This window comes from Rhodanobacter spathiphylli B39 (assembly GCF_000264295.1).
Taxonomy (GTDB): Bacteria; Pseudomonadota; Gammaproteobacteria; order Xanthomonadales; family Rhodanobacteraceae; genus Rhodanobacter; species Rhodanobacter spathiphylli.
In genome coordinates, this window is record NZ_AJXT01000004.1 from 67,593 (window position 1) to 78,997 (window position 11,405).

Annotated in this window: 12 protein-coding genes; 10 read left to right on the forward strand and 2 right to left on the reverse strand. The window is 67.5% G+C overall.

Annotated elements, in window-relative coordinates:
* Positions 1–8 precede the first annotated feature (8 nt).
* Positions 9–971, forward strand: a complete 963-nt coding sequence (secF, locus tag UU7_RS01020) for a protein translocase subunit SecF (RefSeq protein ID WP_007804529.1) — start codon at positions 9–11, stop codon at positions 969–971.
* 135 nt (positions 972–1,106) lie between these two features.
* Here secF and murU read toward each other — a convergent pair whose 3' ends face one another.
* Complete coding sequence (gene murU / locus UU7_RS01025) at positions 1,107–1,811, reverse strand: N-acetylmuramate alpha-1-phosphate uridylyltransferase MurU (protein ID WP_007804530.1); 705 nt, start codon at positions 1,809–1,811, stop codon at positions 1,107–1,109.
* A complete protein-coding gene (locus UU7_RS01030; protein ID WP_007804533.1) occupies positions 1,808–2,821 on the reverse strand; it encodes an aminoglycoside phosphotransferase family protein in 1,014 nt (337 codons plus the stop codon). Before UU7_RS01030 ends, murU begins: the two co-directional genes overlap by 4 nt.
* Positions 2,822–2,955: 134 nt before the next feature.
* Between UU7_RS01030 and UU7_RS01035 the strand changes: the two genes are divergently transcribed.
* From UU7_RS01035 to UU7_RS01075, 9 genes are all read left to right on the forward strand, one after another.
* Positions 2,956–3,444 carry an SUF system Fe-S cluster assembly regulator gene (locus tag UU7_RS01035; RefSeq protein WP_007804535.1) on the forward strand — a complete coding sequence of 163 codons (489 nt, stop codon included), beginning with the start codon at positions 2,956–2,958 and terminating at the stop codon, positions 3,442–3,444.
* Positions 3,445–3,452: 8 nt separating this feature from the next.
* The gene (gene sufB, locus UU7_RS01040) at positions 3,453–4,919 is read left to right on the forward strand and encodes a Fe-S cluster assembly protein SufB (protein WP_007804537.1); all 1,467 of its coding nucleotides are present in this window, start codon (positions 3,453–3,455) and stop codon (positions 4,917–4,919) included.
* 110 nt (positions 4,920–5,029) lie between these two features.
* Complete coding sequence (gene sufC / locus UU7_RS01045; protein ID WP_007804539.1) at positions 5,030–5,782, forward strand: Fe-S cluster assembly ATPase SufC; 753 nt, start codon at positions 5,030–5,032, stop codon at positions 5,780–5,782.
* A complete protein-coding gene (gene sufD / locus UU7_RS01050) occupies positions 5,779–7,098 on the forward strand; it encodes a Fe-S cluster assembly protein SufD (RefSeq protein WP_007804541.1) in 1,320 nt (439 codons plus the stop codon). Before sufC ends, sufD begins: the two co-directional genes overlap by 4 nt.
* Before the next feature lie 129 nt (positions 7,099–7,227).
* Positions 7,228–8,472, forward strand: a complete 1,245-nt coding sequence (locus UU7_RS01055) for an aminotransferase class V-fold PLP-dependent enzyme (RefSeq protein ID WP_007804542.1) — start codon at positions 7,228–7,230, stop codon at positions 8,470–8,472.
* A gap of 75 nt (positions 8,473–8,547) precedes the next feature.
* Complete coding sequence (locus tag UU7_RS01060) at positions 8,548–9,462, forward strand: acyltransferase (RefSeq protein WP_007804544.1); 915 nt, start codon at positions 8,548–8,550, stop codon at positions 9,460–9,462.
* A gap of 1 nt (position 9,463) precedes the next feature.
* Complete coding sequence (gene panE / locus UU7_RS01065; RefSeq protein WP_007804546.1) at positions 9,464–10,399, forward strand: 2-dehydropantoate 2-reductase; 936 nt, start codon at positions 9,464–9,466, stop codon at positions 10,397–10,399.
* Positions 10,400–10,456: 57 nt separating this feature from the next.
* Positions 10,457–11,005: a GNAT family N-acetyltransferase gene (locus UU7_RS01070; protein ID WP_007804548.1), complete on the forward strand. Its 549-nt coding sequence runs from the start codon at positions 10,457–10,459 to the stop codon at positions 11,003–11,005.
* Entirely contained in the window at positions 11,002–11,316 is a 315-nt protein-coding gene (locus UU7_RS01075; RefSeq protein WP_007804550.1) for a non-heme iron oxygenase ferredoxin subunit, read from the forward strand. The genes UU7_RS01070 and UU7_RS01075 overlap by 4 nt, the downstream gene beginning before the upstream one ends.
* Positions 11,317–11,405 lie beyond the last annotated feature (89 nt).

An 11,405-nucleotide genomic window follows, 5' to 3' on the forward strand; every position in this document is an offset into this window, starting at 1 on the left:
GAATCCCCATGGAAATTTTCAATCACGACAGCGATATCCACTTCCTGGGGATGCGCAAGTACACCGTGGCCATCGCCATCTTCCTGATGGTGGCCTCGATTGGCCTGATCGCGTTCAAGGGCCTCAACTACGGCCTGGACTTCACCGGCGGCGTGTCGATGGTCGTCGACTACGGACAGTCGGTGGAAATCGCCGACGTGCGTGGCGCGCTGGAGAAGGGCGGCATCCACAACGCGATGGTGCAGAGCCTCGGCGGTACCCGTGAGGTGTCGATCCGTCTGCAGCCCAAGGACGATCCCGGCGCCGTCGATGCTGCCGGCAAGTTCAACCTCGACAAGATCGCCGCCGACGTGCTCAAGGTACTGCACGTGAGCCGCCCGGACGCGAAGCTGAAGAGCCGCGACTACGTCAGCGCCCAGGTCGGCCAGGAACTGCGCAGCGACGGCACGGTGGCCGCCGTGTTCGTGATCCTCGGCATCATGGCCTACCTGTGGATCCGCTTCGAGCGTCGCTTCGCGATTGCCGCGGTGGCCACCGAAGTCCATGACACCCTGGTCACCCTGGGCATCCTGGCGCTGGTCCAGCGCGAGTTCGACATGACCGTGCTGGCCTCGGTGCTGGCGGTGATCGGCTACTCGATCAACGACAAGGTGGTGGTGTTCGACCGCATCCGCGAACTGTTCCGCCTGGCGCGCAAGGCCGAGCCGGAGGAGATCCTCAACCGCTCGATCAACAACACGCTGTCGCGCACCATCATCACCTCGCTGTTCACCGGCATCACCATGGGCGCGCTGTACTTCTTCGGCGGCACCGCGGTGCACGGCTTCGCCGTCACCATGCTGATCGGCATCGTGGTCGGAACGCTGTCCTCGATCTTCGTCGCCAGCCCGATCCTGCTGTGGCTGGGCGTGTCGAAGAAGGACCTGATGCCGGTGACCAAGGAAAACCCCGAGCTGGCGCGGCGTCCCTGAAGCAACCATCGCTCGCGTTGCGAGCGATTCCAAATGATCTTCCCCTGCATGCAGGGGAAGATGCCCGCAGGGCAGCCGAACGAAAACGGCCCGGTGCAATCCGGGCCGTTTTTTTTGCATGAGACGCGCCTCACCTTACCCCCGTAACCCGTCCTCCAGCTCCGCCAGCCGCTCCGGCGTGCCCACATCGGTCCACGCGCCCCGATGATGCGTACCGTCGATCTGCCCCCGCGCCATCGCCTTCACCAGCAGCGGCCGCAGCCTGAATCGTGGCGGCTTCGCATCGGCGCCTGCTGCGGCGCCGACCGCCCCGGCCCAGTCGTCCAGCAACTCGCGGCGGAACACGCCGATGCCGCTGTAGGTCAGCCGGGGTTCGCCGTCGCCGTGCACTTGTCCCGTCGCATCCAGCCGGAAGTCGCCGCCGGGATGATGGGCGGGATTGTCGGTCAACAGCAGATGCGCAAGGCCGCGAGGTTCGGCGGGCAGCCGGTCGAAGTCGGCGTCGCACCACACGTCGCCGCTCACCACCAGGAACGGCTCGCTGCCCAGCAGTGGCAGCGCATTCAGCATGCCGCCACCGGTTTCCAGCGGTATCGGCCCTTCGTAGGCGTAGCGGATGCGCAGGCCCCAGCGCGAGCCGTCGCCCAGGGCCTCGGGAAACTGTTCGGCCAGATGCGAGGTGTTGATCACCACGTAGTTCACGCCGGCGGCGGCGAGCTTCTCCAGATGCCACGCGATCAGCGGCTTGCCGCCGACGCGGAGCAGCGGCTTGGGCGTGTGGTCGGTCAACGGGCGCATGCGTTCGCCGAGGCCGGCGGCAAAGATCAGCGCGTGCCTCATGCCGCTGTCGCCTGGCGCAGGTCGCGTGCGCCGACCTGGCGTTGCAGGAAGGCCACGAAGTCGGCCAGCTCGGGGTAACGCGCCGCCACCTCGATCACGTAGTCGTAGACGCGGGGCAGGTCGTCGAGATAGCCGGACTTGCCGTCGCGGTAGTACAGCCGGCAGAAGATGCCCAGCACCTTGACGTGCCGCTGCAGGCCGATCAGGTCGAACCAGCGCAAAAAGCGTTCGCGACTGACCGCCGGTTCGATCAGGCCGGCGCCGAGCAGGCGCAGGCGATGGCCTTCGGCCCAGGCCTCGACCCGCGCGCGGTCCCACGCGATGTAGCAGTCGCGCAGCAGCGAGGCGAGGTCGTAGGTGATCGGCCCGTGCAGTGCGCCCTGGAAGTCGATGATGCCCGGGTTGTCATGCGCGGTGATCAGCAGGTTGCGGCTGTGGTAGTCGCGATGCACGAAGCACCGCGGCTGCTCCAGCGCGCTTTTCAGCAGCACGGTGAAGGCCGATTCCAGCACGTCCCATTCCTCGCATTCGGGCGTGCAGCCGAGGTGCCGGCGCAGGAACCACTCCGGCATGATCTCCAGTTCGCGTTGCAGGAAGGCGTGGTCGTACGCAGGCAGGCCGTTCGTGTCCGCCTCGCGCTGCATGCGCAGCAAAGCTTCCAGCGCGTCGCCGTAGAGCGCGTCCACCGTGCCCTCGTTCAACGCGGGCAGGTAGAGCCGCGAGCCGAGATCCTCGATCAGCAGCAGGCCCTGTTCGAGGTCGTGCGCCCGCACCTGTGGCACGTGCAGCCCGGCGGCGGACAGGCGGGCGCCGATTTCCAGCCACGGGCGCGGGTCCTCCTGCGCCGGTGGCGAATCCATCACGATCCAGCTCTGGCCGGCATGCCGGGTGCGCCAGTAGCTGCGGAAGCTGGCGTCGGCCGAGGCGGGTTCGAGGGTCAGCGAGGCATCGTCGAGGACGCTTCGGGTCCAGGCGAGACGGGTGGTGGCGCGGTCGGCGATCAGGGTCATGGCAACGCTGGGCTACGGGAGAATTCCAGCTTAGCGATCCGCTGCCGTCGTGACGAGACGGCAGGGCTTTATTGACCGCGATGGCTCTAATCAGTACCATTTCAGTCCTGATTCAAACCCGTTCCGAGCGCCCCATGCTCCGCGTCAGCCGACTGACCGATTACGCCACCGTGGTGATGACCTGCATCGCTGCGCACCCGACCGAGGTGCTGAGCGCGGTGCAGATCGCCGACGAGACGCGGCTGGAGCTGCCCACCGTGAGCAAGTTGCTGAAGGCGCTGGGCCACGCCGCGCTGGTCGAGTCGTTCCGCGGCGTCAACGGCGGCTACCGGCTGGCGCGTGCCGCCGCCGACATTTCGCTGGTCGAGATCGTCGAGGCGATCGAGGGCCCGATCGGCATGACCGAATGCAGCATGGCCGAAGGCCAGTGCGACCGCGAGGCGCAATGTGGCGTGCGCGGCAGCTGGCAACTGGTCAACAACGTGCTGGACAACGCGCTGCGCGCGGTCAGTCTGGCCGACATGCTGAAGCCGCAACCGCCGCGGCCGTCGCGACGGATCGCCGCCGTGGCCATCAGCGACATCGCGATGCCGGCCAAATCCCGCCGGGTCACCACCGAATGAACGAGATCATGAACGAGCAGAGCAGCACCGCCACCGCGTTGCGCGACAACGCCGCCGTTGCCGAGGCACTGGGCCGCAGCTACAGCGCCGGCTTCGTCACCCAGATCGAGATGACCGGCCTGCCGCCCGGCCTGGACGAGGACACCGTGCGCGCGATCTCGGCGGTCAAGGGCGAACCGGAGTGGATGACGAACTGGCGGCTGGACGCGTTTCGCCATTGGCAGACCATGCCCAAGCCCGACTGGGCCAAGCTCAACATCGATCCGATCGACTACCAGGCGATCAGCTACTACGCCGCGCCGAAGAAGCAGCCCAAGTCGCTGGACGAAGTCGACCCGGCCCTGCTGGAAACCTACGAGAAGCTGGGCATTCCGCTGCACGAGCGCGCCGCGCTGGCCGGCGTGGCGGTGGATGCGGTGTTCGACTCGGTCTCGGTCGGCACCACCTTCCGCAAGCAGCTGGCCGACGCCGGCGTGCTGTTCTGCTCGATGAGCGAGGCGATCCGCGAGTATCCCGGGATCGTGCAGAAATACCTGGGCAGCGTGGTGCCCACCGGCGACAACTTCTTCGCGGCGCTGAACTCGGCGGTGTTCTCCGACGGCAGCTTCGTGTTCATTCCGAAAGGCGTGCGCTGCCCGATGGAATTGAGCACGTATTTCCGCATCAACGCGCAGAACACCGGCCAGTTCGAGCGCACCCTGATCGTGGCCGAGGAGGGCGCCCACGTGTCCTACCTCGAAGGCTGCACCGCACCCAAGCGCGACGAGAACCAGCTGCACGCGGCGGTGGTCGAGCTGGTGGCGCTGGAGAAGGCGCAGATCAAGTATTCCACCGTGCAGAACTGGTACCCCGGCGACGAGAACGGCGTGGGCGGCATCTACAACTTCGTGACCAAGCGCGGCGACTGCCGCGGCGACGATTCGAAGATCAGCTGGACCCAGGTCGAAACCGGTTCGGCGATCACCTGGAAATACCCGTCCGTGGTGCTGCGCGGTGATCGTTCGGTGGGCGAGTTCTACTCCGTCGCGCTGACCCATCACTTCCAGCAGGCCGACACCGGCACCAAGATGATCCACCTCGGCAAGCACACCAAGTCGAAGATCGTCTCCAAGGGCATCAGCGCCGGCAGGAGTTCCAACAGCTACCGCGGCCTGGTGAAGATGGAGAAGGGCGCCGAAGGCGCGCGCAACTACACCCAGTGCGACAGCCTGCTGATCGGCAAGCAGTGCGGCGCCCACACCTTCCCGTACATGGAAGTGAAGAATCCCAGCGCCATCGTCGAGCACGAAGCGACCACCTCGAAGATTTCCGACGAGCAGATGTTCTACTGCCGCAGCCGCGGCATCGCCGAGGAAGACGCCGTGTCGATGATCGTCGACGGCTTCTGCAAGCAGGTCTTCCGCGAGCTGCCGATGGAGTTCGCGGTGGAGGCGAAGAAGCTGCTTGAGGTGTCGCTGGAAGGTGCGGTGGGTTAGAGCAGGGAATCGGGAGTAGGGAATAGTAAAAGCCCCGTCCCCGCTCCCTTCCAGACTGCCGCGTCGCCTGCCTTTCTCTATTCCCCATTCCCCATTCCCGGCTCAAGATCATGCTGAAAATCGAAAACCTGCACGCCCGCGTCGAGGGCAAGGAAATCCTCAAGGGGCTCAGCCTCACCGTGAACGCGGGCGAGGTGCACGCGATCATGGGGCCGAACGGCGCGGGCAAGTCCACCCTGGGCAATGTGCTGTCCGGGCGTGACGGCTACGAGGTGACGGCGGGCACGGTGAGCTACAACGGCATCGACCTGCTGGCGCTGGAACCGGAGGCGCGGGCGGCGGCCGGCGTGTTCCTGGCGTTCCAGTACCCGGTGGAGATTCCCGGCGTCAACAACACCTATTTCCTGCGCGCGGCACTCAATGCGCAGCGCAAGCAGCGCGGCGAGAAGGAGCTCGATTCGATGGCCTTCCTCAAGCTGGTGCGCGAGAAGCTGAAGGTGATGCAGATCTCCGACGAGCTGCTGCACCGTGCCGTCAACGAAGGTTTTTCCGGCGGCGAGAAGAAGCGCAACGAGATCTTCCAGATGGCGGTGCTGGAGCCGCAGCTGGCGATCCTCGACGAGACCGACTCGGGCCTGGACATCGACGCGCTGAAGCAGGTGGCGCAGGGCGTCAACACGCTACGCTCACCCGGTCGCGCGTTCCTGATGATCACCCACTACCAGCGCCTGCTCGACTACGTGGTGCCGGATTTCGTGCACGTGCTGGCCGACGGCCGCATCGTCGAGAGCGGCGACAAGTCGCTGGCGCTGCGGCTGGAAGAACAGGGCTATGCCGGCGTGAGGCACGGAGCGGTGGCATGACCCAGCCGGCCACCTTGCCCCTGGTCGAGTCCCTGCTCGACGCGCCGCTGCCGGCCAGCGGCATTGCCTGGCTGGATGCCGCGCGGCAGGAAAGTCGCGACGCGTTCGCCAGCACCGGCCTGCCGGATACCCGGGTCGAGGCGTGGAAGTACACCGCCTTGCGCGGCCTGGCCCAGCGCCGCTTCGCCCACGGCGACGCGACCGCGTCCGGCCGCGCCGTCGATCCTTCGCTGCTGGCCCTGCCCGGCGTCGAGGGCGCGCGACTGGTCTTCGTCAACGGCGTGTTCCGCGCCGACCTGTCGACGCTGGACGCGCTGCCCGACGGACTCACCCTGCAGCCGCTGTCGCGCGTGTTGAAGGACGACGCCGAGCCGTTGCGCTTCGGCTGGTCGCGATCCGCTACCCGTGCCGAGGCGCACGGTGCCGCCGATGCCTTCGCGCGGATCAACGCGGCCAGCGCCGCCGACGGTATGGTGCTGCGCGTGGCCGCCCGCGCCACGATCGCGGCGCCGGTGCAGCTGGTCTTCATCGGTGCGGACGGCGAGGGGGAACTGGCCTGGCATGCGCGCAACCTGATCGAGCTGGGCGAGGGCGCGTCGCTCACCCTGATCGAGCAGCACCTCGGCGACGGCGGTCAGGCGCAACTGGCCACCTTCGTCAGCGACATCCACGTGGGCGCGGGCGCGAAGCTGCATCACGTCACGCTGCAGAACGCGGCGTCGGCGGCGAACCTGATCCGGCACAGCCACCTGCGCCTGCAGGCGCGCAGCGAAGCGACCCTGCACGTGGTCGAGCTGGGCGGCGCCCTGGTGCGCCACGACCTGCAGGTCGAACTGCTGGGCGACGGGGCGAAGCTGCACACGCGCGGCGTATTCATGCCGCACGGGCGCCAGCACATCGATACCCAGCTGGCGATCCGCCACCAGGCGCTGAACACCGCCTCCAGCTCGAACTGGCGCGGCGTGGCCAACGATCGTGCCCGTGGCGTGTTCCGCGGCGCCATCGTGGTGGCGCCTGGCGCCGACGGCAGCGACGCCAGCCTCAGCAACAAGAACCTGCTGCTGTCGGCGGGTGCCGAGATCGACACCAAGCCCGAACTGGAGATCTACGCCGACGAAGTGCAGGCCGCCCACGGCGCCACGGTCGGCCAGCTCGACGAGCGTTCGCTGTTCTATTTGCGCTCGCGCGGCATCCCGCTGGCCGAGGCGCGCGCGCTGCTGACCGCCGCGTTCTGCCGTGCCATGCTGGATGACCTGCCGAACCCCGACCTGCGCGAACACCTGTCGGGCCTGCTGATCGCGCAGTTGCCTGCCTGATGACTTTCTCCTCCACCTGCTCGCAGGGGGAGGCCGGGAGGGGGTAAGGCTTTTGACTTTCAGATCAAGAGCGAACCCCACCCCAGCCCTCCCCTGCGAGCAGGGGAGGGAGCCAACCGGATTCTCCGAATGAACGCACCAGCCACCACCCCCACCGTCTTCGACATCCAGCGCATCCGCGCGGACTTCCCGCTGCTGTCGCGCACGGTGCATGGCAAGCCGCTGGTGTATTTCGACAACGCGAACACCAGCCAGAAGCCCTTGCCGGTGATCGAGGCGATGAACGAGCACTACCGCGAGCACAACGCCAACGTGTCGCGCGCGGTGCACCAGCTGGGCGAGGAAGCCACCGCGGCGTACGAGGGCGCACGCGACAAGCTGGCGCGCTTCATCAACGCGCCGTCCCGCAACGAACTGGTTCTCACCTCAGGCACCACCCAGGCCACCAACCTGGTCGCCTACAGCTATGCCCTGCCGCGGCTGCAGCCGGGCGACGCGATCCTCACCACGGTGATGGAGCACCACGCCAATATCGTGCCGTGGCAGCTGGTCGCCCAGCGCAGCGGCGCCACGGTGAAGGCGGCGCCGATCGACCAGCGCGGCGAGCTGATCCTCGAGCAGTACGTCGCGATGCTGACGCCGGAAGTGAAGCTGGCCTGTGTGTCCCAGGTTTCCAACGTGCTGGGCACGGTCAACCCGGTGCGCGAGATCGCCCGCGAATGCAGGAAGCGGGGCATCGCGCTGCTGGTGGACGGTTCGCAGGCGGTGCCGCACCGGCCGGTCGACGTGCAGGCGCTGGGTTGCGACTTCTACGCGCTGACCGGGCACAAGATGCTCGGTCCCACCGGCACCGGCGCGCTGTGGGCCAGGCGCGAGCATCTCGATGCGATGCCGCCGTTCTTCGGTGGCGGCGAGATGATCCGCGAGGTGCGTTTCGACGGCACCAGCTTCGCCGAGGCGCCGCACAAGTTCGAGGCGGGCACGCCGAACATCGCCGGCTTCGTGGGCCTGTCCGCCGCGATCGACTACTACCAGTCGGTGGGCTTCGAAGCGATCCATGCGTGGGAGCAGCAGTTGCTGGCCTACGCCACCGAACGCCTGCGCGAGATTCCCGGCCTGCGCATCATCGGCGAGGCGGCCGAGAAGGAACCGGTGATCTCGTTCCTGATCGATGGCACCCAGGCGACCGACCTGGCCACCCTGCTGGACCTGCAGGGCGTGGCGGTGCGCTCCGGCCACCACTGCGCGCATCCGCTGATGCAGTTCTTCGGCGTGCCGTCCACCTTGCGTGCCTCGCTGGCGTTCTACAACACGCGCGAGGAGGTCGATGCCTTCATCGTGGCCCTGCTCAAGGTGCGCAAGCTGCTGATGTGACGCCAGTCCGCAAGCATGGCTCTTCGGGGCCGCTCAGGGCATCATGGTCGGCAGTTTTCCCTGCGTAGTCCATCCATGCTTGCCTTCCTGCCTTCCGTGCTGCGCATCCCGCTGGCGATGCTGCTGCTCCTGCTGAATATCCTGTTGCACGTGCTGCCGCTGTTCGCCCTTGCGCTGCTCAAGGTGGTCATTCCGCTTGGCTTCGTGCGGCGCCCGCTCTCGCGCGCGCTGGTGCTGATTGCGGAAAGCTGGATCGGCGTCAACAACGTTCTGTTCGGCGTGTTCACCCGCATCCGCTGGCAGGTCGAGGGGCTGGAAGGCCTGCACCACGACCGGAGCTACCTGGTGCTGAGCAACCACCAGAGCTGGGTCGACATTCCGGTGCTGCAGAAGGTGTTCAACCGCCGCATTCCGTTCATGCGCTTCTTCCTGAAGCAGGAACTGATCTGGGTGCCGTTGCTGGGGCAGGCATGGTGGGCGCTGGATTTCCCCTTCATGAAGCGCTATTCGCGGCAGACCCTGCTGCGGCATCCCGAACTGCAGGGCAAGGATCGCGAGGCCACCCGCAAGGCCTGCGAGAAATTCCGCCACATGCCGGTGTCGGTGATGAACTTTGCCGAGGGCACGCGCTTCACGCCGGCCAAGCACGACGCGCAGTCGTCCCCGTACCGCTACCTGCTGCGGCCCAAGGCCGGCGGCGTGGCCTTCGTGCTCGACGCGATGGGCGAGGCGCTGCACGCGATCGTCGACGTCACCATCGTCTACCCGGAAGGCCCGTGCACGATGATGGACCTGATCGCCGGACGCGTGCACGACATCCGCGTGCACGTGCGCGAGCGCACGATCGCTGCCGGCCTGATCGGCAGCTACGACGAGGACGCGGCCTTCCGTGGCCGGGTCAAGGCATGGATGAACGGCTTGTGGCGCGACAAGGACGCCCAGGCTGCACGCATGCAACCGCCCACCGCGGGCGTGGGCAGAGGGGACTGACATGCGCATCCTGATCGTGGGCGCCGGCGCCACCGGCGGCTATTTCGGCGGACGCCTGCTGCAGCACGGACGCGACGTGACCTTCCTGGTTCGCGAAGCCCGCGCCCGGCAACTGGCGCAGTACGGCCTGGTGATCCGCAGCGCCACCGGTGACGCCGAGCTGGCGGCACCGCCCACGCTGACGGCGGGCGAGCTGCGCGATCCGTTCGACCTGATCGTGCTCGGCTGCAAGGCGTACGGGCTGGAGCAGGCGATGACCGACATCGCCCCGGCGGTCGGGCCGCAGACGGCGATCCTGCCGCTGCTCAACGGCATGCGCCAACTGGACCTGCTGGACGCGAAATTCGGCGCCGGACACGTGCTGGGCGGCCAGTGCGTGATCTCCGCCACGCTCGACGCGCACGGCGCGGTGCAGCACCTCAACACGCTGCATGGACTCACCTTCGGCGAGCGCGACGGCAGCGCCTCGCCGCGGATGCAGGCCATCACCGCGGCCCTTGCCGATGCGGGATTCGACTCGCGCCCCAGCAGCAACGTGGTGCAGGAGATGTGGGACAAGTGGATCTTTCTCGCCACGCTGGCCGGCATTACCTGCCTGCTGCGCGGTGCGGTCGGCGAGATCGTCGCCGCTCCCGGCGGCCGCGCGGCGACGCTGGCCCTGCTGGACGAATGCCGCGCGGTGGCGGAGCGGGCAGGGCATGCGCCCGGCGAGCGCGTGCTGGAACGGGCCCGCGGCATCCTCACCGATCCGGCATCGACACTGGCCGCCTCGATGCTGCGCGACCTGCAGCACGGCCATCCGATCGAGGCCGACCACGTGATCGGCGACATGCTGGCACGCGCCGAGCGCGCCGGCGGCGAGGCTTCGTTGCTGGCCGTCGTCTACGCGCATCTGAAGGTCTACGAAGCGGGGCGCAAGCCGGGCGCGTCCGGCTGAGCGGCAGGCTGCTCCAGATCATGGTGGAAACGCCGGGCCACGCACTATGATTCGTGCATGACCGAACAGACGTCTCCCGTTTTCCGCCTGGCATCGAGTGCCGATGTCGACACCATCGTGGCCCTGGTCGAATCGGCCTATCGCGGCGAGTCCGGCCTGCGCGGCTGGACCACCGAATCGCACCTGCTCGACGGCCGGCGCACCGATGCAGCCGACGTCGCTGCGTTGATCGGACGCCCCGACAGCCGCATCCTGCTCGCCGAATGCGATGGCCGGACCAAGGCCAGCTGCCACATCGAGCGCCAGGGCGACGCCGGCTATTTCGGCATGTTCGCGGTCGACCCGAGCGGACAGGGCAGCGGCCTGGGCAAGCAGGTGCTGGCCGAGGCCGAGCGGATCGCGCGCGAGGAGTGGCGCTGCCGTGCGATGCGCATGACGGTGATCGTGCAGCGCGAGGAGCTGATCGCCTGGTACGGCCGTCGCGGTTACCGCCGCACCGGCGAATACCAGCCGTTCCCCTATGGCGACGAGCGCTTCGGCATTCCCCGTCGCGACGACTTGCGCTTCGAAGTGCTGCGCAAGGACTTCGACGAGGTGGCGGCATGAATGGCTGGGTGAAAGTCGGCACCCGCAGCGACTTCCTGCCGGGCGAATACAAGGTGGTATGGGACGGCGACACGCCGATCGCGGTGTACAACATCGACGGCGCACTGTACGCGGTCGAGGACACCTGCACCCACGACGGTGGCGACCTGGCTGGCGGCGAAGTGTTCGGCTTCGAAGTGGAATGTCCGCGCCACGGTGCCCGCTTCGACCTGCGCACCGGCGCGGTGACCAAACCACCGGCGTACGAGCCGATCGCCAGCTTCCCCGTGCGCGAGGAAGACGGCGCGATCTGGACCCGCGACGACCGCTGATCCGCTGGCCTTCGCTGCCCCCCGCGTGGCGACTGCCCGGGGCATGCGATCACGGCCCGGCATCTTCTTCCGCGCCACCGGACAAGCTG

Coding starts and splice junctions, on each gene's coding strand:
- UU7_RS01030 (WP_007804533.1), bottom strand. CDS start 2,821: ATGACCCTGATCGCCGACCGCGCCACCACCCGTCTCGCCTGGACCCGA.
- UU7_RS01070 (WP_007804548.1), top strand. CDS start 10,457: ATGACCGAACAGACGTCTCCCGTTTTCCGCCTGGCATCGAGTGCCGAT.
- UU7_RS01035 (WP_007804535.1), top strand. CDS start 2,956: ATGCTCCGCGTCAGCCGACTGACCGATTACGCCACCGTGGTGATGACC.
- sufC (WP_007804539.1), top strand. CDS start 5,030: ATGCTGAAAATCGAAAACCTGCACGCCCGCGTCGAGGGCAAGGAAATC.
- sufD (WP_007804541.1), top strand. CDS start 5,779: ATGACCCAGCCGGCCACCTTGCCCCTGGTCGAGTCCCTGCTCGACGCG.
- secF (WP_007804529.1), top strand. CDS start 9: ATGGAAATTTTCAATCACGACAGCGATATCCACTTCCTGGGGATGCGC.
- UU7_RS01060 (WP_007804544.1), top strand. CDS start 8,548: ATGCTTGCCTTCCTGCCTTCCGTGCTGCGCATCCCGCTGGCGATGCTG.
- murU (WP_007804530.1), bottom strand. CDS start 1,811: ATGAGGCACGCGCTGATCTTTGCCGCCGGCCTCGGCGAACGCATGCGC.
- UU7_RS01055 (WP_007804542.1), top strand. CDS start 7,228: ATGAACGCACCAGCCACCACCCCCACCGTCTTCGACATCCAGCGCATC.
- panE (WP_007804546.1), top strand. CDS start 9,464: ATGCGCATCCTGATCGTGGGCGCCGGCGCCACCGGCGGCTATTTCGGC.
- sufB (WP_007804537.1), top strand. CDS start 3,453: ATGAACGAGCAGAGCAGCACCGCCACCGCGTTGCGCGACAACGCCGCC.
- UU7_RS01075 (WP_007804550.1), top strand. CDS start 11,002: ATGAATGGCTGGGTGAAAGTCGGCACCCGCAGCGACTTCCTGCCGGGC.